Origin of the sequence: Campylobacter concisus (assembly GCF_902460545.1) — a bacterium.
In the GTDB taxonomy this organism is placed as follows: Bacteria; Campylobacterota; Campylobacteria; order Campylobacterales; family Campylobacteraceae; genus Campylobacter_A; species Campylobacter_A concisus_AE.
The window spans coordinates 17,203-44,168 of record NZ_CABPUE010000010.1; the positions used below are offsets into that span (position 1 = coordinate 17,203).

The window sequence follows — 26,966 nt, forward strand, 5'->3', positions numbered from 1 at the left end:
TTAAAATTTGGATCTTCTAGATAGGTAAAAAAATCGTTTTTTATGTCTTTTAGGGCCATAAATTTGTTAAAAAAATCATCAAAATTTATCCCACCAAGCCCAAAAACCAACCTTTTCACATCATCTTGTTCAATGTGTGTGTTTAGGCTCTTTAACTTTGTTAGCTCGCTTGCTGCAAGGTATAAATTTTCATTATGCGTAAAATAAAGCTCATAAAGTGCGTTTTTGGTTATGTTTAGGCCTATTTTAGCTGAGTTTTTAGCTAGTAAATTTATCGCTTCATCTGGAGTTGAGGGCTTGAAAAATCTGGCAAAATTTGTCCCAAAAGCCTTTTGCGTATCAAAAACTAGTTTCATATCGGACTCATAAAGCTCAAACAAAAAGTAGTTGTCCTGGCTTTTTGAACAAAGCGAGATGAGCTCTTTTAGCTCTTTTGCTGGGATCTTTTTGTCGCTTTTTATATAAAGGATATTTTTACCTCCAAAAAGCGACTGCTCGCTTAGGTGAGAGCTTGCTTGCGCGTAGTTGTACTCGTCAAAATAAAGGCTTAATAAATTTGCGTCTTCGCTTGAGTAAAAGCTCAAAATTTCTTTGCCAAAAAGTTCGATCTGAAACTCATCCGCTCCAAAAAGCAAGAAATAGTTGCTTAAATTTGCATTTGCTAAATTTAGCTCCAAATCTTTTCTATACATCGATCTTTCTTACCACTTTTGCAAAAATTTTAGCGCTTGCGATATCGGCCTCTGTGATCTTTACAACGAGCTTTTGAAGTAAATTTGCGCTGTATCCAGTTATAAAAATCCTAGCTCCAACAAAATAATCATCAAGCTTAGCAACCAAGACATTTTGGTTTTCGCTCACATAGCAGCGCACCTCTTTGCCGATGTTTGCGGCCGCCCAGCGTGCAAATTTCCTATCCATAAAGTCGTAGGCTACCTTGTCAGCTTCTCTTTCAAGTTCGCTTAAGGTTGCGCAGGTGCTTTGGATGTTTAAAAGCAAAAAGTTGTAAAGCTTCTCATCTTTTGAAATTTTAGCCTTTAAAAGTCTGTGTAAAATGAGATCAGAATAGCGTCTAATAGGGCTTGTAAAGTGCGTGTATCTATCAAATCCAAGCCCAAAGTGACCTAAATTTTCACTTGAGTACTCAGCTTTTTTTTGAGACTTGATGATGAGTTTATCTATCTCCTCGCGGTTGCCCAGTTCATCGGCTTTTATTTGGATCTTTTTTATCAAATTTGCAAGGTCGCTCTCGTAGGTAAAGTCAAGCCCCAAAAGTTGCAAATCTTCAAGCAAGGTATCTATCTTTTTAAAATCAGGCGAAGCGTGGTTTCTAAAAACACCCTTTGTGATGAGCTTTGCGGCGGCTTTATTTGCTAAAAGCATGCAGTCCTCTACAAGTCTATGTGAGTCGGAGTCACTTTCAAATCTAGTTTGTAAAATTTGACCCTCTTCATCAAGGCTCATTCTAAGCTCTTTTGTCCTAAAGTCAAATGCGTGCAAAAGCCTTTTTTTGCGAAGCTTTGTGGTGAGTTTAAAAAGTGGCTTGATCCATGAAATTTCACACTCTCTTTTGCCTTCTAAAATTTCATCGATCTCGTCGTAGTTAAAGCGCCTTTTTGAAAGGATGATCGCTTCAAAAAGCTCCTCTTTTTTTACCTCATTATTCGCATCAAGTGAAATTTTAAAACAAAATGCAAGGCGAGGCACGTTTGGTTTTAGCGAGCAGATATTTTCACTAAGCGCGCGTGGCAACATCGGTACTGAGATGTGCGGAAAGTAGATCGAAAAGCCTCTTTTTTTAGCTTCACTATCAATGGCGCTATAAGCAGTCACATACTCGCTTACATCAGCGATTGCGACGTAAATTTCACGCTTTTTCTCATCGAAATATATGGCATCATCAAAGTCTTTGGCATCGACTGGATCGATCGTACAAAACTCTAAATTTCTTAGATCAACTCTGTTTGGATACATGCTAGCGTCTACTTCGTCGCCAAAAGCCTTTGCCTCAAGCTCGCAGGCCTCACTAAATTTATCATTTTTATTATAAATAGCAAGCGAAATTTTCTCATCGCTTAATGGATCTTCTAAATTTCCTAAAACCTCGACTATTTCGTTATTTAGGTTGTTTACCTTAAGCAGCGTCCCAAGTGGGAGCATCTTTAGGCTTTTTTGAGTCGCTTTTAAGGTCGTGCTTAGCCCTGTTTTTAAATTTACCCCTAAAATGGCCGCCCCAAAGCGTTTTGTGTAGACCACACTTGTCTCATTTGCAAGCTTTAGACTCATCACTATTTTAGCACTCTGGCGTTTTTTCTTAAGTGGCAAAAGTTTTGCAAGTACGATATCGCCAAGGTGAGAATTGTTTAAATTTTTATTTTCTACGATGATGTCTTGCTTGAAGCGTTTATCAAATGGCATGATAAAGCCAGTTGCGTTTTGACTGATGTCTAGCTTGCCACAGACGTAGCCATTGTTTAGGTAAAATTTATCTTTATGGGAGCTTACGGCACCAAGATTTAAGAGATTTCGTAAAATCTCTTTATCTTCGTTTGAAACTTCTTTTTCCTTGATGCCAACTAGTAGTGATGTTAGAAATTCTTTCACAAATTATCTTTGACTTTAGCGACAGCCATTAAAAACGTATCATGTCCAAAGCCGTATTCGTCAAGAAGAGGTAGGGTATTTTGTATGCTTATATCATCAAGTTGATTAAAAATATTTACAGCTGTTTTTATCACTTTTAGGGCTTTTGCGTAATCTTTTATATGATCAGGTGCCTCTTCTGGATTATTTGAATAGAGTATTGAACTACTAAGCTCTGTCTCAAGGTTCCATTGTTCAAAAATTTTAGCTGTAACTTCTTCATTTGACATATCTAAAATTTCTGTTTCAAATAGGGCAAGATCGATTGGGCTAGATATATTTTTAAGTTTTTCTCTAAATTCGACGTCTTGCTTATTTTCAGCTAATTCATGAGCAAGAACTATCTTGCCAATCTCAAGCATAAATGAAGCTGGAGAGAGAATTTCTAAGCTTTTAGGATTAACTTTAGAATGCCAATTGTACATTAGTGCATTTTGTATTATCGAGATATTTAAAAAATCTTGTGTAGTAATGCCATAAGGCTCTAAATTTATAGAAAAGCTCTTTTTAATCGTACTTGAAAGCGCAAAACCTCGAATAGTAGCCATACCAAAAAGAGAAATAGCTCTTGCTATAGTTGTGATCTCTTGAGAAAACCCATAAAGTGGAGAGTTTGCTGAACGCAAGATATTTGCCGTTAGCATCGGATCCTTTTCGACCACTTTTGTAAGATCACTTATTGAGCTATTTTCGTCCGCATGTAAGCGTTGAATTTGTATAACTGTGTCATCTAATGGTGGAAGTGCTTTGATTTTTTTAAAAACTGATTCATTCATTGAGTTATCTCTTTTTTTGAAATTTCAGCGTATTTTATCAAAATAAATTATCATAAAACTTAAAAAGAGTTTCTATATATTTCAGCCGAATTTTTGCTGGCTAAAGTTATAATTTTGCCAAATTTTAATAATAGGAGTAACAATGGCTATAAATGTTTATTATGATAAAGACTGCGATTTAAGCCTTATTCAAAGTAAAAAAGTAGCAATCATTGGCTTTGGCTCACAAGGTCATGCACATGCTGAAAATTTAAGAGATAATGGTGTAAGCATTGTGATTGGTCTTTCAAAAGGTGGCAAAAGCTGGGCAAAGGCTGAGGCAAAAGGCTTTGAGGTAAAAACCGTAAGCGAAGCTACAAAAGGCGCTGATGTGGTTATGATTTTAACCCCAGATGAGCTTCAAGCAGAAATTTATAAAAACGAGATCGAGCCAAATTTAAAAGATTACGCTGCTATCGCTTTTGGACATGGATTTAATGTGTATTTTGGTCAAATCAAAGCCCCAGCAAATATAGACGTCATTATGATCGCTCCAAAAGCACCAGGACACACAGTTAGAAGCGAATTCGTAAGAGGTGGTGGCATACCTGATCTTATCGCTGTTGAGCAAAATGCAAGTGGAAAGGCTAAAGAGATCGCTCTAAGCTATGCTTGCGGTATAGGTGGCGGTAGAACCGGCATTATTGAGACAACATTTAAAGATGAAACTGAAACAGATTTGTTTGGTGAACAAGCAGTACTTTGTGGTGGTCTTTGCGCGCTAGTAAATGCTGGTTTTGATACGCTTGTAGAGGCTGGATATGAGCCTGAGATGGCCTATTTTGAATGCTTGCACGAGCTAAAACTAATCGTTGATTTGATGTATCAAGGTGGCATGGCTGATATGCGCTACTCTATCTCAAACACAGCTGAATACGGCGATTACGTAAGCGGCGTAAGAGTAGTTGGCGAAGAGAGCAGAAAAGCTATGAAAGAAGTTTTAAAAGAGATTCAAAATGGCAAATTTGCAAAAGACTTTATCCTAGAGAGAAAAGCAGGATATGTTAGAATGAACGCTGAGCGCGGTATAGCTGAGAGAAGTTTGCTAAATCAAACTGGCAAAAAACTCCGCGCGATGATGCCTTGGATAACTAACGGCAAACTTATAGATCAAAATAAAAACTAAGCCTTGAGCGAAAAAAAGACTGCAAAGAAGCGACCTACAAAAAAGAGTGCAGGTCGCTCTCACAATAAAACCTATCTTGGTATCGGCATTATCGCGACTATTTTGATAATAGCACTTAGCGTAGCCCTTAGTATAAAAAATAATAGTGCAGAACAGATAAGCAAAGCAAATGAGCCAAAGATAGAGAAGCAAATTTCTAAAAAAGCTGAGCCAAAGGTTGCCAGTAAAGAGAAAAAACAAGAGTACGAAAAGAGAAAGTATCCTCTAAAATTTGATGAAGATGAAAATTTAAGTAAAATTTTTACCGATCCCAAGCATAAAAGTGAGCTTGCTTTAAATTCAAAAGTTGAGCCAAAAGAGCAAAAAAAGATAGCTGAAGTAAAGAGTGAAGCCAAGAAAGAAGAGATAAAAAAAGAGCAAAACGATACTAAAAATTTACTTGCAAGTTATAAAAATACAGAGCCTAGTGTAATAGAAAATGAACAAAAGATAGAGCCATTTTATAGCTCAAAAATCGAACAAAAAACCGAGTTAAAATCTCAAAATTTTGAAGTAAAAGTCGATCAAAATAAAAGCACTGAAATAGAAAAAAAAGAGAAATTTAAAAGCGAGAATATAAAAGTCGAGTCAGCTAAAAAAGCTGAAATTTTAACTACCAAAAAGATAGAAAAAACAAAATATGAAGAAAAAAATATAAAAAAAGATAGCTTTGAAGCGGTACCTTTTACGCCAAACGCTAGCATAAAAGGGCGCGCAAAGCTCGTTATCGTAATAGATGATGTAGCGACATTTGAACATGCAAGTATGATAAAGTCGCTTGGCTTAAAAATTACGCCGTCTATTTTTCCAGCGACAAAGACTCATCCAGATACGCCAAATATCGCAAGAACATTTGAGTTTTATATGATACATCTTCCGATGCAAGCAAAGCACTTTGATAGCCCAGAGATAGGAACTCTTACTATCAACGAGAGTTTTGAGAGCATGCACGAAAAGATAAAAAAGATACGCAAAGACTTCCCGCGTGCAAAATATACAAACAACCACACAGGATCGCGCTTTACAAGCGATTTTGATGCTATGGATAAGGCTTATAGGGCGCTGATAGAGCAGGGTTTTGTCTTTGTTGATAGCAAAACTATCGCCCAAACCGCAGTCGCAAGAGCTGCAAAAAAACATAATCAGCCATACATTTCAAGAGATATATTTTTAGACGACGATCCATCGGCTAGTGCTGTTAGACGTGAGCTTGTGGCTGCTGTAAATTTGGCTAAAAAAAGAGGCTATGCGATCGCTATCGGGCATCCAAAGAAAAATACGATCACAGTAATAAAAGAGAGCAAAAATAATCTTTTAAAAGATGTTGATGTGGTTTATCTAAAAGATATTTTATGAGACTTGACTTTATCCCAGAGCCATTAAAAAGACTAAAAAATCCACCAAAACAGCTAAATTTTATCGGAGATACTTCACTTTTATCTTTGCCAAAGATCGCAGTTGTTGGCTCAAGAAAGGCAAGTGTTTATACAAAAGAGTGCGTCACAGCACTTTGCGCAGCACTAAAAAGTGCAAACGTCTGTGTGGTAAGTGGTGGAGCAATCGGCGTTGATATCGCGGCTCATAAAGCTGCTATGCCACGAACAATTGGCATTTTTGCGAGCGGACTTGAGACCATCTATCCAAGCCAAAATAAAGTGGCGATAAATGAAATTTATACCAAAGCCTTGGCTCTTAGTGAGTATGACGAAGGCGAGCCACCACTTGCTTATAGATTTTTGGAGCGAAATCGCATAGTTGTTGGGCTTTGCGAAGCTTTAGTCGTCGCTCAAGCTGATCTTAAAAGTGGCTCTATGCAAAGTGCAAGGCTTGCAAATGAGCTTAAAATTCCAGTTTATGTACTGCCACAGCGCATGGGCGAAAGCGATGGGACAAATTTTTTGCTTGCAAATAAAAAAGCTGAGCTTATTGATGACTATCATAAATTTGCTTCACTTTTTGGCGAGATAAAAGAGCAAGAAAAGACTAGTGACGAGATCTTAAAATTTTGTAAAAATGGTGTAAGTCTTGATGAAGTTTTGGCAAAATTTGGCGATATCATCTATGAGTACGAGCTTGAAGGGTTGGTTGAAATTTCAAATCTAAGAGTAAAGAGCTTGCTATGAGAGAGAAATTTATGGCGATCGATGTTGGGCTAAAGCGAATAGGACTTGCCTTTGGTTTTGGCGAGATCGTGACACCGCTTGAGCCAGTGCTTAGAAAAAATAGAAACCAAGCCGCAAGAGATGTGAGCCAAAAGGTAAATGAATATGCCCCAGATACGCTAGTAGTGGGTGTGCCAATTGGCGGTAGTAGCGAAGATGAGATGAGAAGACGCATCGAGCATTTTGTCTCACTTCTTGATGTAAAGGCAAATATTGTCTATCAAGATGAGGCCTTTAGCAGCAGTGAAGCTAGTGAAATTTACACCAATACAAGGCGAGATGGTAGGCTAGATAGCATTTCAGCCACTATTATTTTAAAAAGATATCTTGGGATAAATTAAAAAGTAAAAATCGGTCTATTTTTCGAGCGAATTTTTAAAAGCTAACTGAAAGCTATCTGTGCTAAAAGGCTGCTTTAATACTGTGACATGATTTGGCAGATCGTTAGCTGACTCATCGTTTTTACAAATGGCTACAATACGAAAATTTTTAATATTTTTAAACTCAAGTATATCTTCTAACATCGCTTCATTTTTTAAAATTTTACTATCAATAAAAATAACAAATGGGGTAAAAATAGAATCTTTTATGTGTCTCATTAGATTGCTAAGGTCGTTTTTGCCGATAACTTTTAGACCTAAAAAATTTATCTGAGCACTAATGGTGTCAAACAAAGCATCGTCATCGCAAGCGATCAAGATATTTGTATTTGTTTGATTTTTGATATTTATTTGTTTTTGGATGGCTCTATCGCCTGTTAGTGCCGCGCTAAAAGATATTAAAAATTCTCCATCATTATGAGAGATCATAGATTCATTTGCTTTTTTTAGATAGTTATTTATCTTGCTGAGGTAGTAGTGACTTGGCCTCATTACGCTATGGCTAGATTTTATCTTAATGTCAAAATGCACAGATTTGGGACTATAATTTTTAAGTTGAAAGAGAATGTAAATGTCTGCATATTCGGTAGAGTAAAGGAAAAATTTGCAAATATTTTCAAGTGTTTTTATAAGATTTGTAGCATCAAATTTTAAAAGCCTTGGATAACTTGGATCGTAGCTAAAAATGATGGAATTTTTAGTATCTTGCGCATCTTGGTATATAGTACTAAGAAAAATTTCCATTCTGTTTATGATATCGATAGGCTTATCTTTCATATTATCAACATCCCGTCGCCGTATGAGTAAAATCTATACTTTTCATCAACTGCCGTTTTATAAATTCTCATCGTCTCTTCAAGCCCTATGAAGCTAGTAACTAGCATTATTAGAGTCGATTTTGGTAGATGAAAATTTGTAAGAAGGTAGTTTTGCCTAATTGGTTTATTATTTAGGTTTAAAAAGAGCTTGCAAAAGCCGCTTGCTTGCTTGCTTCTTGCAAATTCTTCAACGCATCTAGTAACCGTCGTGCCAACGCCAAGGATTGGTTTATTAGAATTTATAATCTCTTGAGCTTGCTCGCTTAGCTCGTAAAATTCTGAGTGCATTTTGTGGTCATTTATATTTTGGCACTCCACACCTTTAAATGTCCCAGCGCCAACATGAAGCGTAATGTAGGCGACTTCATGCTTTGTTTTTATCTGCTCTAACATTTGCTCACTTATGTGAAGGCTAGCTGTCGGAGCTGCCACAGCGCCACTATTTTTGGCAAATATGCTTTGATACCAGCTCTCATCATCCTTTGTATCGGCTCTTTTTATATACGGAGGAAGTGGAACGTGGCCGATTTTTTCAAGCTCACTAAAAAGGCGAACGTTATCAAGCAAAACGCCATTTTGCGTAAAATTTACCACTCTTGTGCCATCGTCATTTAGCTCAAGCACATTGACTTTTAGATTATCAGGAAAATTTAAAACGCTACCAGCGCTTACTTTACCTCTTATATAGACGCTAAATTTATTCTCGCCTATGGGCTGATTTAGCATCACTTCGCAAGCCCCGCCGCTTTCTTTTTGTCCTAAAATGCGAGCTTTGATAACTTTTGTGTTATTAAAAATGACCGCTGCATCCTCTGGGATGAGGCTGGAGAGATCTTTAAATTTGTAGTGTTTTATCTCTTTTGTATTTTTAAAATAGACAAGCAATCTTGCCTCTTCTTTTGGCAAAATTGGCTCTTTCGCGATGAGCTCTTCTGGCAAAAAATAATCATAACTTGAAACGTCGTTTATGTTACTCATCGCTTGCTACGTCGCTGTCTCGTTCTTCTTTTTCGTCTTCATCGTCGCTCTTGTTAGCTCTTTTGGCGACGATTATTGAAATTCCATAAAGTCCGATGAGTGGTAGCGCCATTAAGACTTGACTTATCACATCAGGTGGTGTAACGATGGCTGCAAAGATAAAGATGATAACAACAGCGTATCTGAAGTAATCTTTTAGCATCTTGTCATCGACAAGTCCGATCTTTGCTAAGAAAAATGTAATGACTGGTAGCTCAAATGAAATTCCAAAGCCAATCAGTAGTTTTGCAAAAAAGCCAACATACTCGCCAATGCTTGGTAAAGCCGTAAAGAGTTGGCCACCAAAATTTACCAAAAATGCAAAGCCAAGTGGGATGACCACGTAATAACAAAACGCCGCCCCGCACGCAAACATAAATGAAGCTGAGATGACAAATGGGATCACATATTTTTTTTCATTGTCATAAAGCCCAGGGGCGACAAATAGCCAAAACTGCCAAAAAATGATAGGTAGCGCGATCACGACACCAGCAAAAAATGCAACTTTCATCGCTGTAAAAAATGGCTCTTGAATTTGAGTAAATATGATATTTGAGCCAGCTGGCAAGACCTGTTTTAGCGGTTCGCTCATCCATGCAAGCAGTGGGTTCCAAAACGTAAAGCAGATGCCAAAACAGACAAAAACGCTTACTATGCTTATAAAAAGTCTCTTTCTGAGTTCGATTAAATGGGGTCTTAGCTCTTCAAACATTACGCCTCTTTTTTATCGTTTAAGATCGCATCTTTAACTAAATTTGTTGGATTTTGTATATTTTCTACCGTTTTTTTGGTATCGCTTACGACATTTTGTATATCGTTAGTGATATCATTTGCGCTTTTTTTGATTTCGTCAAGCTCCTCAAAAGTAAGCTTTTTACGCACACTTTGCGTACTTTTAGTTATGCTTTCTTTATATTTTTGAGCATCTTCTTTTAGCTCAGCTATCTTCATTTCTTGATCAAATGTTGATTTTGCGTCATTTATGCCTTTTTTAAACATTTTTAGAAATTTTGCAATCTGAACCATCGCGCTTGGCAGCTTGTCAGGACCTAAAACTAACACTGCAATAATGGCGATAACTAAGATTTCAGAAAAACTCATTCCAAACATTTTTGCCTCTATTAAATTTTATTTAAGCTTTGTATTTTATCTTGACTTTGCTCAAAATTTTATAAATTTAGTCCTCGATAAAGAGTGCGATCTCGTCGCTTAGTAAGAAATTTGGATTGTAAAATTTACCATTTTTAAAGAGCAGTTTTTCATTTTCTACAAGTGTATTTGCTCTTTTTATCTGAGCTTCACTTAGGCGTCCAGCCTCCACGCCAACTATGCTTCTAAGCCCTAAAAATATATGCTCTCTTAAAAGCTCGCTTTGGCTTAAAATTTCTTTTTCTCTATATGTTGGTTTGGCGATGTAGGCATCTATGCCGTTTTTGGCGTAGTATCTAGTGCCGTCCACGAATCCTACGCTAAAAGCACCTACGCCAAGGTAGTTTTTGCCCTGCCAGTAGCCAAGATTGTGCTTACAAATTTGCCCGAAATTTGAAATTTCATACTGCTTAAAGCCAGCAAGCCCAATTTGTTCTATCATAAATTTAGCCAGGCTGTCGCTATCTTTTTTATAACTTTTTTTACCAGCAAATGGGGTGTTTTCTTCAAGAGTGAGCGAGTAGGCGCTTAGATGCGTGATAGCAAGACTTTTTAAATTTTCAGTTTCAGCCAAAAGGCGCTTTTTAGTGTCAAATTTGGTGTCGTAGATGAGGTCTAAATTTATATTGCTAAAGCCAGCTGTCTGGGCATTTTCAACTGCTTTAAAAATTTGCTCCCTGCTGTGAATGCGCCCAAGAAATTTTAGCTTATCTTCAAAAAAACTTTGAGCGCCAAAGCTTATGCGATTTGCGCCTAAATTTTTAACATACTTTAGCCAAGTAAGACTTGCTGAGTTTGGGTTTGCTTCAAGTGTGATCTCGGTTTCTCGCGTGCAAAGAGGCGTTAAAATGCTAAAAATTTCATCATAAAATTTAGCATTTACCGCGCTTGGTGTGCCGCCACCAAAAAAGATGGTTGAGATTTCTTTTACGTTTTGGCTTTGTAGCTGAAAATTTAGATCAAAGCAAAGTGCCTTAAAATATGCGCTAACCTTGTTAAATTCGTCGTCACTTGAGCCAAAAGCACAGTAAGGACATTTGCTTTCGCAAAATGGCACATGAATATAAACTTGCAAATTTCTCTCTTTAAAATTTTGGCGATTATAAGAAATTTGGCATTTATAGCAGTTTAAAAGTAGCTTTTGGTCTTTAAGAGTTTGCTTGGCAAAAAGCCAAAATTTATCTTAAAAATTTTTGCAAAATGTGCAGTATTTGCGTAGCCTACGATACTTGCGGCTTCTTTTATGCTGATATCATTTTGCTCTAAAAGAGTAAAAGCCAGCTTTAGGCGCTCTTTTGCTAAGAGCTGATAGATCGTATCTTTGAAAAATAGCTTAAAATTTTTCTTTAGCCAAAAGTCATTTGTGCCACAAAGATGGGCTAGCTCCTTGATGCTTGGAGGATTTTGCATGCGACTTAACAAGATCGTTTTAGCCTTTAAAAGAGTTTTTTCTTCATCGCTGCTAAGTGAAATTTCGCTCTCTTTTTGTATTTTACTTTTATAAATAAGCTCTAAAATTTTTGACTCAGTAAAAATTTCTCTCATCGCGCCTTCATATAAATTTGTCGTATCAAGTTCATTTAAAACACAAATTTGAGCTAAATCTTTTTTGTATTTCAAAAGCTCAAATTTATCATCAAATCTAAGCCCAGCAAATATCTCAAGCTTGTTTGCATAGCTTTCATCAAAAAGTAGTGTTTTTGTCTTATAAAATTTATTTTGATACTCAAAGACACCTTTAAAATCGTCATTAACAAGCCCAATGCAAAATTCATCTTTGTTTAAAATATACTCTTTTCTATCAAGCTTAAAGCAAAGATCGTTTTTATCCTCATTAAACATTAAAAATAGATATTTTTTAGACTTGTGACGATCTCTTTTTATCCTGCCATTACATAAAATTTCACTTTTTAGATAGCTGATACCGCTACTTTGCTTGAAAAACTCTACGCTCACTTGTTTTTCCTTTTGAGATATCTTGCTAGTCCCATATTTTTTGTCTAAATTTATCATTTTATCCCTCAAGCGTTAAATTTAATCCCTTTAGCGTTACGTATGATATTGATAACGATTATTTAATTTTAGTAAAATGTGCATTAAATTTTTATAAGGAGTTTTTGTGAAAAGTGCATTAAAAATTTCTATTTGTGCGGCAATTTTTATAAATTTACCGCTTTTTGCAAATGAAGATAAGGTTCTACCAGAGGTTAAAGTAGTGAGTGCGACAGGATTTGAGCAAAATATCAAAGACGCACCAGCAACGCTTAGTGTTATAACCAAAGAGGCATTAGAAAAGAAAAATCACAAAGATATCGAGAGCATGACCAAAGATATCCCAAGTCTTTTTGGGACAAGTCCCGCAGCGGCAAATAGACGAGGAATTTCTATACGTGGATTCTCTCCAAGATTTACTAAAATTCTAGTAAATGGCATGCCAGTACCAGGCGATAACGCCTATAAAGGACTTAGAAGTGTTGGAGGCTCATATAGTTTCATTCCGCCAGCAAGTGCGATAAGCCGTATTGAAGTGATACGTGGACCTATGAGCTCGCTTTATGGAAGCGATGCACTTGGTGGAGTTATAAATATCATTACAGATGAGTTTAGTAATGAATTTGGTGCAAATCTTGGCTCAAGCTATAAATTTGCAAGAAATAAAAATATAAGTGGCGAGCTTTACAATAGCCTTTATTTGCACTCCGGACTAATTGATGATGTTTTAAGTGTTTCTGTTTATGGTAAAAATTTAAATAAATCAGAAGATAAAATTTCTTATGCAATCAGAGAGCAAAAGGATAGAAATTTTGGTGCAAAGCTATTTTTTAAGCCAAATGAAAATAATGATCTTACGCTTGAGCTTGCAAGAAGCGATGTGAAATATAAAAGAACTAAAGGCAAAACACTATCAACTGGTACTAACTCGGTTGCTAGCGAGAGAATAGAGGGAGATATGATAAATTTAAGCCACGAAGCAAGGCCTGATAATATCTTGCTTCAAAGCTATTTATCTTATGGCAAGCTAAAAGAGACAGCTCAACAAAATTTGACGTTAAAGACTCTAAATTTTGATACAAAAGGCTCATATTTTACCGATAATAATGCCTTTACATTAGGACTAAACGCTAAAAAAGAAAAGCTTGACGAAAAGGCTACCACAGCAGATGCGGCAAATGTAAAAAGGTATGATGTTTCGCTTTACGGCGAAGATGATTATCATCTTACAAAAGACTTTATCTTAAGTACTGGTATTCGTTATAACTACGATGAAAACTATGGATCGCACGTTTCACCAAGAATTTATGGCATCTATAGCTTAAACGACTTTTTCGCCTTAAAGGGTGGAGTTAGTACAGGTTATGCAACACCCGATATCAAGCAACGCACACAAGATCTTGCGTTGCCATTTGCTGGAGGACGCGGAGCACAGCTTGGTAGAAGCAGCCTTAAGCCAGAGACAAGCGTAAGTTATGAATTTGGTGGCGTTTATAATAATAATGAAGGTTTTGAAACGTCTTTAACTGGCTTTTACACAAGTTTTAAAGATATGTTAAGCTATAACCCTATCTGCTCAAGAGGCAGCGTTTGTATGCATAAAGGTAAAATTTATCCAAATGGTATTTGGGAGAGTATAAATATCGGCAAGGCTGAAATTTACGGAGTTGAGCTAACAAATGAGTGGCAGGTGACAAATGCTCTTAGACTAAATCAAAGCTATGTTTATACAAAATCAAAACAAAAAGATGGACCAGAAGCTGGTAAAACCTTAAACAACTATCCGCTTCATACATTTAAATTTGGAGCGAACTACGAGCTAAATAGATGGCTAAATTTCTGGTCACAGATAAATTACTATGGTAGAACTAAAAACTCTTTTAACTATGCTAATGATATGAGAGCTTACGTTATTGCGGATCTTGGCATAAACTACAATGTAACTAAAAATTTCAGCCTAAACCTAAGCGTTTATAATCTCTTTAACGAGTTTTTTACGACAAGATCAAACGGATATGATATCTTAATAGCCGATGGGCAAAAGATCGAACTTGGCTTTAATCTAAAGTTTTAAAATGTTTAAAATTTGGCGGAAATTTCACTTAATTTTAGCTCTTATCTTTGCTTTGCCACTTTTGATAATCTCAATTAGTGGAGCGATTATTTCGTATCACGATGAGATAATTGAAGTTTTTAGTAAAGATGAGATAGATATAACGACTAATAAGAGTGCTTTAAAAATAGATGAAATTTTAAAGGTCTTTAGTAAGACCATGCCAAATTTTAACCTTAGTTATATAAAGATAAAAGGCGAGGCAAATAGAGCTTATGTAGTAAGTGGCACAAGTGAGAGTGGCGAGTTTAAGTCGTTCTTTGTAGATCCATATACGGGCGAGGTAGTCTCTGAAAATAGTGTGGAAAAATTTATAGGGCTAGCTTTAAATTTACATAAAAATCTAGGACTAGCTCTATTTAAAAATGAAAATTTATCTAAATTTGCAAGCGAGATAGTGGCGATTTCAACGCTTGCACTACTTGTGGTTTTATTAACTGGAGCGTTGATACAATTTTGGAGATTTAGAAGCAAATTTATTAGCGCCTTTAAGCTAAATCTAAAGGCAAAGAAATTTACATTTTTATATTCCTTGCATGGATTTTTAGGGCTTTATTTGGGAGCCATTTTGCTTATTATCTGTGTTAGCGGTCTATACTTTTCTTATGAGAGCTTTGCTAAGGTTATAAATCAAATTTGTGGCGAAGAGAAGGTCTTTAAAAAGCCAAATTTTACTAGCAAAAATGGCTTTAGCCTAAATGAAAAGCAAAAGGTAGAAAATCTTCATAAAGCTTATGAAATTTTTACCTTAAAATTTGGAAATGAGTTTGATGCTTTAAATTTTATCCTCAATAAAGATGGCGTAAAATTTATGATCTTTTACTTGCCAAAAGGCGCTAGTGAGAGTGATGGCGTTAGGCTTGTAGTCGATACGGCAAGTGGAGAAATTTTAAAAAATACCATGCCAAAATCTTTTGAAATTTATAAATTTATGCTTGATTTGCACGCTGGATATACATTCAAAGAGGCTGGAAAATTTATCTTTTTTATGGCTTCTTGTGGAGTTGGCGTGCTACTTTTTAGCGGCTGTGTGATTTACTACAAACGGCGTAAAAAGTAGTTTTATTTATCTATCTCTTAACTCTTTTTAGTTATTATCCCAAATAAAATTTTTGGAAAAATCATGCAAAAAAAATACAGACCAAATGTGGCAGCTGTTATTTTGTCTAGCTTGTATCCATTTAAATGTGAAATTTTAGTCGCAAAAAGGGTGGATATGGACGATATTTGGCAGTTTCCTCAAGGCGGAATAGACGAAGGTGAGAGTCCAAAGCAGGCCTTAAAAAGGGAGCTTAAAGAAGAGATCGGAACTGATAAAATCGATATCTTAGATGAGTATCCGCAGTGGCTAAGCTACGACTTTCCAGCAAATGCGGCAAAGAAATTTTATCCATTTGATGGACAGACGCAAAAATATTTTTTGGTTAGACTTAAAAATGGTGCCAGCATAAATTTAAAGACAGAGCATCCAGAGTTTAGCGAGTATAAATTTGTAGATTTTGGTAGAAGTTTAGAGGGAATAAATCACTTTAAAAAGCCTATTTATGAAAAGGTTTTGAGTTATTTTAAAGAGAAAGGATATTTTTGATGTTGATCGTTCAAAAATTTGGCGGAACTAGCGTAGGAACACTTGAACGCATCGAAGCTGTGGCAAATAGAGTCATTGAGACAAAAAATAGCGGTGCAGACGTAGTTGTGGTAGTTTCTGCGATGAGCGGAGTTACAAATCAATTGGTTGAATATAGTGAGTATTTTTCAAAACATCCAGATGGCGTCGCCACTGATATGCTTTTAAGCTCTGGAGAGCAAGTAACGACTGCGCTTTTAACGATCGCACTTAATGCAAAAGGCTATGCATGTGTGGGTATGACAGGTGCGATGGCAGGCATTATTACTGATGATATTCATACGAAAGCAAGGATCGAAAGGATAGAGACTGCTAGGCTAAAAGCCGAGCTAAAAGCTGGCAAAATCGTAGTTGTAGCTGGCTTTCAAGGTATAGATGAAAAAGGTAATATCACAACCCTTGGTAGAGGCGGTAGTGACCTTAGTGCAGTTGCATTAGCAGGGGCGCTTGATGCTGATCTATGCGAAATTTTTACCGATGTTGATGGCGTTTATACGACAGATCCAAGGATAGAAAAAAAGGCAAAAAAACTTGAGAAGATAAGCTATGATGAGATGCTAGAGCTCGCTTCTGCTGGCGCAAAGGTACTACAAAATCGCTCAGTCGAGCTAGCAAAAAAACTAAATGTAAAACTCATTACAAGAAGTAGCTTTAATCACAACGAAGGTACATTAATAGCAAAGGAAGATGACAATATGGAAGCAGTTTTAGTAAGCGGAATAGCACTAGATAAAAATCAAGCAAGAGTAACTCTAAGGGGCGTAGTTGATAAACCTGGCATCGCAGCAGAAATTTTTACAGCTTTAGCTCATGAAAACATAAACGTAGATATGATAATCCAAAACGTAGGACATGACGGCACTACAAATTTAGGCTTTACAGTGCCACAAAATGAGCTTGAACTAGCAAAAGAGACTATGCAAAAGCTCTCAGCTGCAAAACATATAGAATTTGATGACGCGATCGTAAAAGTTTCAGTTATTGGCGTCGGCATGAAGAGCCATAGTGGCGTAGCATGTTTGGCATTTGAAACGCTTGCAAAAGAGGGGATAAATATCCAAATGATCTCAACAAGCGAGATAAAAATTTCAATGATCGTTGATCAAAAATATGGTGAGCTAGCAGTTCGCGTACTTCATGATGCTTATAAGCTAGATAAATAATGCAAGATTTTATTCAGTGGACGTTAAAGGCTATTAGGGACGAAGGCCCTTTGATGAGCTGGATGGAGGAAAGGCGTGTTGAATGGACGCCTTTGCTCGCATCTAGGCTTAAATTTTTACTTGAAGGAAGGGCTTTTATAACTATAAGCGATGAAGAGCGAAGATGGTTTGAAATTTATCTTTTAAAAAAGATGAACCATTCAAAAAGTATAAGGCCATTTTTGCCATTTTTTAGCCTAAGATCGCTTTATCCATCGCTTGATGAGATAGAGACAAATGAGCAAAAACAGCTTCTAAAAGATATGCTCAGTCTTGCTTTTCCAAACGGTTACTTGTTTTTTTATATCGGAAAGAGCCTTGATAGATATGCGAATTTAGCCAAAAGTGATGAGGATAGTTATATGTGGCTATTTGACGAGCAGGCACAAAATAGCTTTACTCTTAGCTCAAGCGATGAAAATTTAGACATTAAACTAATAAGTCTTTGCAAAATTTTTGATAAAAGCATCGATGCTGCGCTCTTTGCCAAGGTGATACTCTAAATGCTTAATAAAATCGTCGTTACAAGCGATTTTGAAAGTTTAAAAGCCAAGCTTGAAGATGAGTTTGGCATTAATAATTTAAGATTTTTTATAAGCGATGATTTTTTGCTAGAAAATGCAAAGGAGGTCATCGCAGAAGCATACATTGCTGAAAAAGATGAAAAAATTTTAGTAATACATGCTAATTCTTTTAGGACAGAAGCTCAAAACGCACTTTTAAAGATCATCGAAGAGCCTCCAAGAAATATCAAATTTATAATAGCAATGCAGAGTAAAAATTTACTTCTACCAACGATTAGATCAAGAATGCTCATAGAAAATAATCTCACCAAAAAGCCAAAAATGACTCTTGATCTAAACTTAAAATCGCTTAGCTTAAAAGAGCTAACAAGCTTTATCGATCAAAAGATCGTAGACGAACAAGCTCAGAAATTTGGCAAAAACGAGCTAAAAGAGCTTGTTGGCGTTATCGTGACAAAGGCGGTTGATGCTGGGTATAAATTTAGCGGCGATGAGATGGATTATTTTTTCTCGCTTATCAAGCTTGCCGATCTAAACGCCAAATCTCACGCCGTGCTAACGCCACTACTGCTTACTATATTTCAAAAAGGACGACGTTGAAAATTTATAAGATAAATAACAAAAGTAACTTTGATGAAATTTGCAAAGCCATCTCGCCAAGCCCTGCTGGTGTGAAGCTCATGCGCGAAAAGAGCGAGATAAATTTTATATTTATAGATGAGATAAAAACCCCAGCGGCAAATATCCTAAAGCAAGACGCCCTAAGCGTTGGAGCTGAGCTTGTGACGCATAGTGATACGATTTTAGGTAAGCAGAGTCTAAACAAAGCCTTACTAATGGCGACGAATGCGCAGCTTAGGCAGCTAGCTAAAAAGGAGAAGTTGCAAGACTTTGGGCTTAAAAATTTAGCAGCCTTTTTAGAGACAAAATTTATAAAGCCGACAAAGCCTCTTATAATGGGCGTTGCAAACATAAACACAGATAGCTTTAACGAGCAAAGCCGCATAAATACGCAAAATGGTATCTCAAAAATAGAATACATGATAGAAGCGGGTGCAGACTATATCGACCTTGGTGGCGTTAGCTCAAGGCCAGGGAGCCAGTATTGCGGACGTGAAGAGGAATTTAGACGCATAAAGGATATCGTGGAGGAAATTTACAAGCTAAATTTACACGAAAAGGCGAAATTTAGCCTTGATAGCTTTGATCCTTATTGCCTTGAATTTGCTCTAAATCATGGCTTTAAAATGATAAATGACATCACGGCAAATATAAATTTAGCCCCACTTGCTGCAAAATACGATGCTGAGTTTTGCATGATGCATATGCAAGGCGATCCTGCGACTATGCAGGTCGCACCAAAATATAACGACCTAATCGGCGAGATAGCGGACTTTTTTGAGCAAAAGATAGCCCTAGCAAAGGAGCTTGGCGCTAAAAAGCTTGTGCTTGATGTCGGTATTGGCTTTGGTAAGACGGCCGAACAAAATTTATTGCTTATCAAGCATTTGGAACATTTTTTAAAATTTGACTGCCCGCTATTAGTTGGTGCCAGCCGCAAATCAGTTATAAATCATTACAGTCCAAGCGAGGTTAAAGACCGCTTACCAGGCTCACTTTATCTGCATCTAAAGGCCTTCGAAAACGGCGCTCAGATCATTAGGACGCACGATGTGGCCGAGCACAAGCAGCTTTTTAATATGCATGAGGCGATGAGTCAAGCCACACTTTGGTAGGACGAGGCTAAATTTTGATAAAAGAGGCCAGATGAGAAATTTACTTCCGCCACCTTGGATCAAATTTCCAAGTATGGATCCATTTTCTATCGGCTGGAGGATGGGCGCTGGCGAGGATTATAAGTTTAAATTTAATGACTGGCTAAAAACACTTAGCCAAGATGAGCAGCGTGAATATCAGCAACTATTTGCTGAGCCTTCAACGTGGCGCGGATACTGGAATGAGAGGCTAGGCTCTGATGAGAGCACGCTTTTTATCAATGGTGATTTTGTTACGGACCTTTGGGAGCGTGAGCCTAGATATGAGTTAAAGTGGCTTAAAAAGCGCTATAACGCTGGCAAGGCGGATAAATTTCTTCTATTTTGGGGTCATCAAAAAAGTGCAAATTTAAGCGCAAGCTGCCTTAGTCAGTGGTATAGCTCTAGTTTTTGGCAAGATGAAACTAAATACATTTGCGCCGAGCAATATATGATGGCTAAAAAAGCCGAGTGTTTTGGCGATAAAGAGGCTTTGGGGCAAATTTTATCCGCCAAAGATCCAGCGCAGATGAAGGCGCTTGGCAGGCAGGTGCGAGGCTTTGACGCTAAGGTCTGGGACGAGGTCAAATTTTGCGTCGTGCTAAATGCGAGCTATCTAAAATTTAGCCAAAATGCCACCTTGCGTGAGTTTTTACTTTCAACTGGGAGCAAAATTTTAGTTGAGGCAAGCCCAGTTGATAAAATTTGGGGTATAGGTTTGGCTGCAAGCGATGAAAATGCGCAAAATCCTATGAAGTGGCGAGGGCAAAATTTACTTGGCTTTGCGCTGATGAGGGCTAGAGACGAGATAGCAAAGGTCTATAAAAATGTCCATTTATGTGACGCGAGAGAGCTAAATTTGGATCATTTATAAAGTATGTTTAAGATAAAATGCGGTGTAAATTTGGAGCAAAAATGACAAAACAAGAGTATGAAAAAGCAGTAGATACGCTAAATGTGTGGGCTAAGGCCTACTACGACGAGGACGAGCCACTTGCAAGCGACGAGGAGTATGACGCGCTATATCATGCGGTTTTAGCCTTCGAGCAGGCAAATCCCAGTGAAATTTCGCTATTTTCGCCAACTAAGCGAGTGGGCGGAGGCGTAAAAGAGGGCTTTAGCAAGGCAAGCCACATAAAGCGCATGTGGAGCATGGAGGATATCTTTAGCCTTGGCGAGCTTGATGCGTGGCTAAAGCGTGGCGATAAAGAGAACTTAACCTTTGTTGCTGAACCAAAATTTGACGGAGCGAGCCTAAATTTACTCTACGAAAATGGCGTTTTAGTTAGGGCGATAACCAGAGGCGATGGCGTTACTGGCGAAGATGTGACGCAAAATGCAAAGACGATAAATTCTGTTTTAAAGAGCATTAACTACAAAGGGCTCATTGAAATTCGTGGCGAAGTCGTCATAAGAAAAGATGACTTTGAGCTTCTAAACGCAGAGCGCGCAAAAAATGGCGAGGCGCCGCTTTCAAACCCTAGAAATGCAGCTGCCGGAAGCCTAAGACAGCTTGATAGCGCAGTCACTGCAAAAAGAAAGCTACTTTTCATACCTTGGGGTGTGGGCGAGCAGAGCCTTGGGCTAAAAGATCACAGCGAGGTGATGAAATTTGTGCGAGATCTTGGTTTTGAAAGAGATGATTTTTTTAAAATTTTAAAAAAAGATGAGCTCGAGGCTGCGTATAACGAGCTACTAGCCAGCCGTGAGGCAAAGAGCGTGATGATGGATGGCATGGTGATACGAGTAAATGACCTTGCGCGCTGTGAGCAGCTAGGATATACGGTTAAATTTCCAAAATTTATGGTGGCGTTTAAATTTCCAGCCATTGAAAAGGTGACTAGGCTAAAAGACGTCGCGCTTCAGGTTGGCAGAAGCGGCGTAGTAACACCTGTTGGTGTGCTTGATGAGGTAAATATCGATGGAGCTAATGTAAAATCCGCCACGCTTCATAACTTTGATGAAATAGATCGCCTTGGAGTTATGAAAAACGACTATATCGGCATTATCCGTTCAGGCGATGTCATACCAAAGATCACAAAGGTTTATAAGGATAGGCGCGATGGCAGCGAGCAATCGATAGATAGGCCAAAATTTTGTCCAGTTTGCGGCTCGCACTTGCTTGATGAGGGAGCATTTTTGAAGTGTCAAAATTTAAGCTGCAGGGCAAGAGTAGTTGGCTTAATAATTCACTACGCATCGAAAAAATGCCTAAATATAGACGGCCTTGGCGATGCGATCGTAAATTTGCTATTTGATAAGGGGCTGATTTCCTGCATAAAAGACATTTACGGCCTTAAATTTGATGATCTCATTGCGCTTGATGGTTTTAAAGAGAAAAAGGTAAATAATCTTTTAAACGCTATCGAAGCTAGCAAAGGTGCGGAGCTAGCGCGCTTCATCACGGGGCTTGGCTGCGAGCACATTGGCGAAGTGGCAGCTAAAAAGCTAGCAAGTAGTTTTGGGCTGGGCTGGCTTGATACTAGTTTTGAAGAGCTTGTCTCGCTTGAAGGCTTTGGCGTGGAGATGGCAAATAGCTTGATAGACTTTGCCGAGGTAAATAGGGACGAAATTTTAGCTCTTAGTCAGATCGTGCAGCCAAGCGTAACGCAGGCGCAGAGCATCTCAAACGCGCTAAGTGGTAAAACGGTCGTGATAACCGGCACGCTAAGCCGGCCAAGAGATGAGATAAAGGCTGAGCTTGAGAGTTTTGGCGCAAAGGTTTCAAGCTCAGTTTCTAAAAAAACGGACTTCGTCTTAGCTGGCGAGGAGGCTGGCAGCAAGCTTGAAAAAGCAAATGAGCTAGGCGTGCTGGTGATCGATGAGAGCGAATATGAGAGGCTAAAACTTGAGGTTTGATAACTACGTCGCAAGCGTTTTAAACATCAGTAGAAACAAGGCGAGCGAGCTCATTAAATCTGGCAAAGTGCTTGCAGATGGCGAGATTTGCACTAAGGTCTCAAGCGAGGTTAGCGAGGCTAAAATTTCGCTACTTGATGAAATTTACGTTGGGCGAGGGGCGCTTAAGCTGAAAAGCTTTTTGAGGGCAATGAAATTTGATCTAGCTGACAAAAATGCGCTTGATATAGGTAGCTCGACTGGCGGATTTATGCAAATTTTGCTTGAGCGTGGCGTAAAAAGCGTGACTGGTGTGGATGTTGGAACTGATCAACTTGACGCTAGCCTAAGAAGCGATGAGCGAGTAAAAATTTATGAAAAGACCGATATAAGAGAGTTTGCCAAGCAAGAGCAAGATAAATTTGATCTAATAACCTGCGATGTTAGTTTTATCTCTTTGGCTGAAATTTTACCAGCTATAGGCGGGCTAGCAAGTGAGAATTCGCTCATCATCACGCTTTTTAAGCCACAATTTGAAGTGGGCGTCGGCGTAAAACGAAATAAAAAAGGCGTCGTCACTGATATGAAAGCTATAAATTTAGCGATGAAGAGGTTTGAAGTGATGGCTAATGGCCTAGGATTTAAAATGATAGCTTGCAAAGAGTGCGAAGTAAAAGGGAAAGAGGGAAATGCCGAATTTTTCTACGCTTTTAACAAAAGATAATATCACTGCCGTTGCGATTGGGCATTTTGACGGCGTGCATAGAGGACACAAACAGCTTTTAAAGCAGCTAGGCGAGTTTGGCGGACTTGTCGTGATCGATAAAAATAAAGCCAACATCACGCCAAAGCTAAAGCGAGCGGAGTACTCAAACTATCCTTGCTTTTTGTATTATTTTGACACCATTAAAGGGCTTAGCGGTGAGGAATTTATCACATTGCTAAAACATGATTTTAAAAATTTAAAAAAGATCGTTGTTGGCTTTGATTTTAGATTTGGCAGAAATAGAGCGTGGGATAAGCACGATCTGAAAAGAATTTTTGATGGCGAGGTAGTGGTCGTTGATGAGGTTTGTTATGACGGCATGGGCGTGCATAGCTCATCCATCAGAGAGCTGATACGCCAAGGCAACATCGAAGAGGCAAACAGGCTAATAGGCAGGGAGTACTCGATCGAGGGCAATGTGATAAAAGGGCAGGGTATCGGCGCAAAAGAGCTGGTTGCCACGCTAAATTTAGATATAAAAAGCTATCTTTTGCCGCGCGAGGGCGTCTATGCGACAAGAACGAGGATGGGCTCATACACCTATGGCTCGGTCACTTTTATAGGCAATAGACTCAGTACGGATGGAAATTTTAGTGTCGAGACGCACATCTTAGACGAGGTCGCGCCAAAAGTAACAAAACACGTTGCCGTTTGCTTCATAAAACGCCTAAGAGATAATAAAAAATTTAATAATCTTAGCGAGCTAAAAGAGCAGATAAAGCGCGATATAAACGAGGCTAGAGCTTGTGTTGGCGTGTGCGATCTCTTTCTTGGAGAGACGATGAGATACTTTGACGGATACGGAGCTGGTATATGAGAGATGAAATTTTTAAAGAGCCTATAAGCAAGCAGTTTGAGTTTGATGACTTTGTGGCGAGCGTTTTTGACGATATGATCTCGCGCTCGGTGCCGTTTTACGATGTGAGTTCAAATCTAAACGCAAAACTGCTAGCTAAAATTTTGCCAAAAGATGCAAGTGTATGCGACCTTGGCTGCTCTACGGCAAATAGCCTGCTTTTGCTAAACAACCTTAGAAACGACCTCGTGCTAAGTGGAGTGGATAACTCTGAGGCGATGCTAGCAAATGCAAAAAACAAGGCAAAGGCTTATGGGGCTGATATAGAATTTATTTTAGATGATATTTTAGAGTGTGAGCTAGAGGGCTTTGACGCTGTTTTGGCAAACTACACTTTGCAGTTTATTAGACCACCAAAAAGGGCTGATCTAGTGCAAAAAATTTATAACGGACTAAATGAAAATGGAGTTTTTTTGTTTAGTGAAAAGATCATCTTTGAAGATAAAAAGCTTACTAAAAGTGTCATAGAAATTTATGAAGACTATAAGCAGGCACAAGGCTACTCACGCTATGAGATCGCCCAAAAAAGAGAGGCACTTGAAAATGTGCTGGTGCCATATACCGAAGAAGAAAATAGAAGCTTAGCCCTAAATGCTGGCTTTAAGCGAGTCGAGAGCACATTTAAGTGGGGAAATTTTATGAGCTTTTTGGCGTTTAAATAAATTTAAAAATATCTGCTTTTGTATTTAAATATAAAATTTAACCACAAATAGTGAAGTTAAAATTTAGATTTTTGGCTTCGCAATGTCAAAATTTTTAGATTATGAAATTTGGTAGTAAAGAAATTTAGCGGGAATTTCCCGCTAAATTTACTCATTTATCGCTGCGTTTCCGTGATGGTGGAAGTCGTCGTAGATGATCTTTGAAGTTTGGAATTTTATGCGTTTTAGTTCGCGAACTCGTAAAAATTCTTCTTCATCGATCTTTTTGATCTGAATAGCTGCTTTAAATGTCGGAGTCTTACTGATGTAGTCCCAACCGCTGCTTGTTAGCTCGTTGCATGAGCTCTCCCAGTAGTGAAAAGTCATCTGTATGATACCATCAGGAACTATATCTGTAACCTCAGCTTTTACGACGATGTAGCCGTGTCTACTCCATGCTTTAATAAAGTCACCTTGCTTGATACCATATCTTGCTGCAAGCGACGGACTCATCTCAGCGATAGGTCCTATGCTGTCGCCACCTTCTTCGATCGCTTTAGAGCGCCTTGTCATGGTGCCAACGGTGTATTGATAGACTTTTCTAGTAGTTAGAAGCTGTATCGGATACTCAGCGTCGGTTTTTTCATCAACTGAGCCAGCCATGATAGGATACTCAGGCGACATATTCATCTTTTTAGCAAATTCAAGTTTTGCTGGCTCGATCTCATCGGCATTATCAACAAATAGGCATGGCACAAAGCGACCTTTACCATCAGGTGTGAAAAATTTCTTATCAAGATACAAGCTTTGACCGCCCATGCTATCTTCTGTTGGGCATGGCCAGTGAAGTCCGTGATATTTTTTGATGCGGTAGTAGCTCATGCCACCATAGCGTCTAGGGTCGCATTTTCTTACTTCTTCCCAAATTTCTTCTGGTGAGTTGTAGTTAAAGCCCTCAGTTGCGCCCAAACGGCGTGCGATCTCACAAACGATCCACCAGTCTTGTCTAGCATCACCTGGAGGTGTGATAACAGCTTCGTTGTGCTGTACACGGCGTTCTGCGTTGGTATAAAGGCCTTCTTTTTCGCTACTTGCAACACCTGGAAGTACGACGTCAGCTTTTAGAGCAGTTTCGGTCAAAAATAGATCTTGAACCACGTAGAAATCAACATTTGCAATGCCTTTTAAGAAGTGGTTTGTATTTGGCTCAGAGATGACTGGGTTTTCTCCGATAGTCCAGAAAAAATGCACTCTGCCATCAAGTATTGCATCAGGTACCTCTGTCTTGTGGATACCTATTTTTGAGTTTAAAAATCCAGGCTCAAGGTGCCACATTTTTTCAAACCAAGCTATTTGCTCTGGGTCGGTGACCGAGCCAAGATTTGGGAAGATGTTTGGCAAAACGCCCATATCACAGCATCCTTGAACGTTCTCTTGACCTCTAAGTGGCAAGTCGCCTGTGCCAAGCTCACAGATATTACCAGTGATCAAGAATAAATTTGACACATCGCAAACTCCGCCAACGCCGTGGTTGAAGTGAGTTACGCCCATGCCGTGAGTGATGACAGCTGGCTTTGTGGTGGCGTACATTCTAGCAGCTGCTCTTATATCCTCTGGATTTAGCCTTGTGTATTTAGCCACGACCTCTGGAGCATAGTCTTTTACAGCTTCTTTGACATACTCAATGCCGATTGTGTGATCTCTTACAAATTCTTCATTTACAAGACCTTCTTCGATGATAGTGTAAAGAAGTGCGTTGATAACAGGGATGTTGTGCTCAGGCTCTAGCTGCAAGTGGATGTCGGCTCTACTTGCAAACTCAGTCTTGATAGGGTCAATAACGATCAGTTTTGCACCACGGTTTAACGCTCTTTGGATGTGCATAGCTGCGATTGGGTGGCCATTTTCTGGGTTTGAGCCTATCATTAATATACAGTTACTATAAACTCCGATCTCTGTAAAGCTATTTGTGGCAGCTCCGTTTCCGATTGTTTTAGCAAGTCCTGCTACTGTCGGAGCGTGTCAAATTCTAGCACAGTGGTCGACGTTGTTTGTGCCAATTACTGCGCGCATTAGCTTTTGTGCGACATAGTTGTCCTCAAGCGTACAGCGTGCTGAGAAATTTCCTGCTAATGAGTCAGGGCCATATTTCTCTTTGGCTTCTTTTATTTTTTCTACAACAAGGTCAAGTGCTTCGTCCCAGCTGGATTCCTCAAAATCACCATCTTTTGAAAACACACCGTTTTTCTTTCTAATGAGTGGTTTTGTGAGTCTATCTGGACTTGCAACATAGTCCCAGCCGTAAAAGCCTTTTAAACATAAATTTCCTTGATTAACTGGATTGTCTTCAACGCCAGTTGCGGTACGAACGACGTTATTTTCCACATGCAAGGTAACCTGACAGCCCGTCCCACAATAAGGACAGATGACTTTGCCTTCTTTCATCATTTTCTCCTTTACTATGCAATATTTGCATATTTCTATATGAGTAATATTACTAGCCA

Annotated in this window: 26 protein-coding genes; 16 read left to right on the forward strand and 10 right to left on the reverse strand. The window is 38.5% G+C overall.

What is annotated here, in order from left to right; translation table 11 throughout:
- From FZ949_RS07845 to FZ949_RS07855, 3 genes are all read right to left on the reverse strand, one after another.
- On the reverse strand, window positions 1–692 hold a 692-nt coding region (locus FZ949_RS07845), incomplete at its 3' end, for a hypothetical protein (protein WP_262367793.1).
- On the reverse strand, window positions 685–2,604 hold the full coding sequence (locus FZ949_RS07850; RefSeq protein WP_103579916.1) for an RNB domain-containing ribonuclease: 1,920 nt from the start codon (window positions 2,602–2,604) through the stop codon (window positions 685–687). The genes FZ949_RS07845 and FZ949_RS07850, both read right to left, overlap by 8 nt.
- Window positions 2,601–3,419, reverse strand: a complete 819-nt coding sequence (locus tag FZ949_RS07855; protein WP_021091523.1) for an HDOD domain-containing protein — start codon at window positions 3,417–3,419, stop codon at window positions 2,601–2,603. The genes FZ949_RS07850 and FZ949_RS07855 overlap by 4 nt, the downstream gene beginning before the upstream one ends.
- Before the next feature lie 142 nt (window positions 3,420–3,561).
- On the opposite strand from FZ949_RS07855, the gene ilvC reads away from it, so the two are divergent.
- Genes ilvC through ruvX form a run of 4 tightly spaced genes read left to right on the forward strand, consistent with a single transcriptional unit; the run spans window position 3,562 to window position 7,126 of the window.
- Window positions 3,562–4,584, forward strand: coding sequence for a ketol-acid reductoisomerase (gene ilvC, locus FZ949_RS07860; RefSeq protein WP_103579914.1), 1,023 nt, complete (start codon window positions 3,562–3,564; stop codon window positions 4,582–4,584).
- Window positions 4,585–4,587: 3 nt separating this feature from the next.
- Window positions 4,588–5,979: a divergent polysaccharide deacetylase family protein gene (locus FZ949_RS07865; RefSeq protein WP_103579913.1), complete on the forward strand. Its 1,392-nt coding sequence runs from the start codon at window positions 4,588–4,590 to the stop codon at window positions 5,977–5,979.
- The gene (locus tag FZ949_RS07870; RefSeq protein WP_103579912.1) at window positions 5,976–6,746 is read left to right on the forward strand and encodes a DNA-processing protein DprA; all 771 of its coding nucleotides are present in this window, start codon (window positions 5,976–5,978) and stop codon (window positions 6,744–6,746) included. The genes FZ949_RS07865 and FZ949_RS07870 overlap by 4 nt, the downstream gene beginning before the upstream one ends.
- On the forward strand, window positions 6,743–7,126 hold the full coding sequence (gene ruvX, locus FZ949_RS07875; protein ID WP_103579911.1) for a Holliday junction resolvase RuvX: 384 nt from the start codon (window positions 6,743–6,745) through the stop codon (window positions 7,124–7,126). The genes FZ949_RS07870 and ruvX overlap by 4 nt, the downstream gene beginning before the upstream one ends.
- A 15-nt stretch (window positions 7,127–7,141) precedes the next feature.
- Here ruvX and FZ949_RS07880 read toward each other — a convergent pair whose 3' ends face one another.
- From FZ949_RS07880 to FZ949_RS07910, 6 genes are all read right to left on the reverse strand, one after another.
- Window positions 7,142–7,942 (reverse strand): hypothetical protein, encoded by an 801-nt coding sequence (locus tag FZ949_RS07880; protein ID WP_103579910.1) that lies wholly within the window; start codon window positions 7,940–7,942, stop codon window positions 7,142–7,144.
- Window positions 7,939–8,961, reverse strand: a complete 1,023-nt coding sequence (gene queA / locus FZ949_RS07885; RefSeq protein WP_103579909.1) for a tRNA preQ1(34) S-adenosylmethionine ribosyltransferase-isomerase QueA — start codon at window positions 8,959–8,961, stop codon at window positions 7,939–7,941. Before queA ends, FZ949_RS07880 begins: the two co-directional genes overlap by 4 nt.
- The gene (gene tatC / locus FZ949_RS07890; protein WP_103579908.1) at window positions 8,954–9,712 is read right to left on the reverse strand and encodes a twin-arginine translocase subunit TatC; all 759 of its coding nucleotides are present in this window, start codon (window positions 9,710–9,712) and stop codon (window positions 8,954–8,956) included. The genes queA and tatC overlap by 8 nt, the downstream gene beginning before the upstream one ends.
- Window positions 9,712–10,110 carry a Sec-independent protein translocase protein TatB gene (tatB, locus tag FZ949_RS07895; RefSeq protein WP_087577664.1) on the reverse strand — a complete coding sequence of 133 codons (399 nt, stop codon included), beginning with the start codon at window positions 10,108–10,110 and terminating at the stop codon, window positions 9,712–9,714. The genes tatC and tatB overlap by 1 nt, the downstream gene beginning before the upstream one ends.
- Before the next feature lie 67 nt (window positions 10,111–10,177).
- Entirely contained in the window at window positions 10,178–11,224 is a 1,047-nt protein-coding gene (gene hemW, locus FZ949_RS07905) for a radical SAM family heme chaperone HemW (RefSeq protein ID WP_103579907.1), read from the reverse strand.
- Window positions 11,225–11,277: 53 nt separating this feature from the next.
- Window positions 11,278–12,162, reverse strand: coding sequence for an AraC family transcriptional regulator (locus tag FZ949_RS07910; RefSeq protein ID WP_103579906.1), 885 nt, complete (start codon window positions 12,160–12,162; stop codon window positions 11,278–11,280).
- Window positions 12,163–12,268: 106 nt separating this feature from the next.
- Here FZ949_RS07910 and FZ949_RS07915 point away from each other — a divergent pair, with 106 nt between their 5' ends.
- From FZ949_RS07915 to cmoA, 12 genes are all read left to right on the forward strand, one after another.
- On the forward strand, window positions 12,269–14,215 hold the full coding sequence (locus tag FZ949_RS07915; RefSeq protein ID WP_148790322.1) for a TonB-dependent receptor domain-containing protein: 1,947 nt from the start codon (window positions 12,269–12,271) through the stop codon (window positions 14,213–14,215).
- A gap of 1 nt (window position 14,216) precedes the next feature.
- Window positions 14,217–15,314, forward strand: coding sequence for a PepSY-associated TM helix domain-containing protein (locus FZ949_RS07920; protein ID WP_148790323.1), 1,098 nt, complete (start codon window positions 14,217–14,219; stop codon window positions 15,312–15,314).
- A 63-nt stretch (window positions 15,315–15,377) separates the two neighbouring features.
- Complete coding sequence (locus tag FZ949_RS07925) at window positions 15,378–15,842, forward strand: RNA pyrophosphohydrolase (RefSeq protein ID WP_021091471.1); 465 nt, start codon at window positions 15,378–15,380, stop codon at window positions 15,840–15,842.
- Window positions 15,842–17,044 carry an aspartate kinase gene (locus FZ949_RS07930; protein WP_021091541.1) on the forward strand — a complete coding sequence of 401 codons (1,203 nt, stop codon included), beginning with the start codon at window positions 15,842–15,844 and terminating at the stop codon, window positions 17,042–17,044. Before FZ949_RS07925 ends, FZ949_RS07930 begins: the two co-directional genes overlap by 1 nt.
- Window positions 17,044–17,586, forward strand: coding sequence for a HobA family DNA replication regulator (locus FZ949_RS07935; protein ID WP_021091525.1), 543 nt, complete (start codon window positions 17,044–17,046; stop codon window positions 17,584–17,586). The genes FZ949_RS07930 and FZ949_RS07935 overlap by 1 nt, the downstream gene beginning before the upstream one ends.
- Window positions 17,587–18,207 carry a DNA polymerase III subunit delta' gene (locus FZ949_RS07940; RefSeq protein WP_107953817.1) on the forward strand — a complete coding sequence of 207 codons (621 nt, stop codon included), beginning with the start codon at window positions 17,587–17,589 and terminating at the stop codon, window positions 18,205–18,207.
- The gene (gene folP / locus FZ949_RS07945) at window positions 18,204–19,343 is read left to right on the forward strand and encodes a dihydropteroate synthase (RefSeq protein WP_107953818.1); all 1,140 of its coding nucleotides are present in this window, start codon (window positions 18,204–18,206) and stop codon (window positions 19,341–19,343) included. The genes FZ949_RS07940 and folP overlap by 4 nt, the downstream gene beginning before the upstream one ends.
- Before the next feature lie 31 nt (window positions 19,344–19,374).
- The gene (ybiA, locus tag FZ949_RS07950; RefSeq protein WP_148790324.1) at window positions 19,375–20,235 is read left to right on the forward strand and encodes a riboflavin biosynthesis intermediates N-glycosidase; all 861 of its coding nucleotides are present in this window, start codon (window positions 19,375–19,377) and stop codon (window positions 20,233–20,235) included.
- Between the two features lie 41 nt (window positions 20,236–20,276).
- A complete protein-coding gene (ligA, locus tag FZ949_RS07955) occupies window positions 20,277–22,220 on the forward strand; it encodes an NAD-dependent DNA ligase LigA (RefSeq protein WP_148790325.1) in 1,944 nt (647 codons plus the stop codon).
- Window positions 22,210–22,923, forward strand: coding sequence for a 23S rRNA (cytidine-2'-O)-methyltransferase TlyA (tlyA, locus tag FZ949_RS07960; protein ID WP_103580228.1), 714 nt, complete (start codon window positions 22,210–22,212; stop codon window positions 22,921–22,923). The genes ligA and tlyA overlap by 11 nt, the downstream gene beginning before the upstream one ends.
- Window positions 22,889–23,782 carry a bifunctional riboflavin kinase/FAD synthetase gene (locus tag FZ949_RS07965; RefSeq protein WP_103580227.1) on the forward strand — a complete coding sequence of 298 codons (894 nt, stop codon included), beginning with the start codon at window positions 22,889–22,891 and terminating at the stop codon, window positions 23,780–23,782. The genes tlyA and FZ949_RS07965 overlap by 35 nt, the downstream gene beginning before the upstream one ends.
- Window positions 23,779–24,483: a carboxy-S-adenosyl-L-methionine synthase CmoA gene (gene cmoA / locus FZ949_RS07970; protein ID WP_103580226.1), complete on the forward strand. Its 705-nt coding sequence runs from the start codon at window positions 23,779–23,781 to the stop codon at window positions 24,481–24,483. Before FZ949_RS07965 ends, cmoA begins: the two co-directional genes overlap by 4 nt.
- A gap of 147 nt (window positions 24,484–24,630) precedes the next feature.
- On the opposite strand, the gene fdhF is transcribed toward cmoA, so the two are convergent.
- Window positions 24,631–26,910: a formate dehydrogenase subunit alpha gene (fdhF, locus tag FZ949_RS07975; protein ID WP_316246166.1), complete on the reverse strand. Its 2,280-nt coding sequence runs from the start codon at window positions 26,908–26,910 to the stop codon at window positions 24,631–24,633.
- Window positions 26,911–26,966 lie beyond the last annotated feature (56 nt).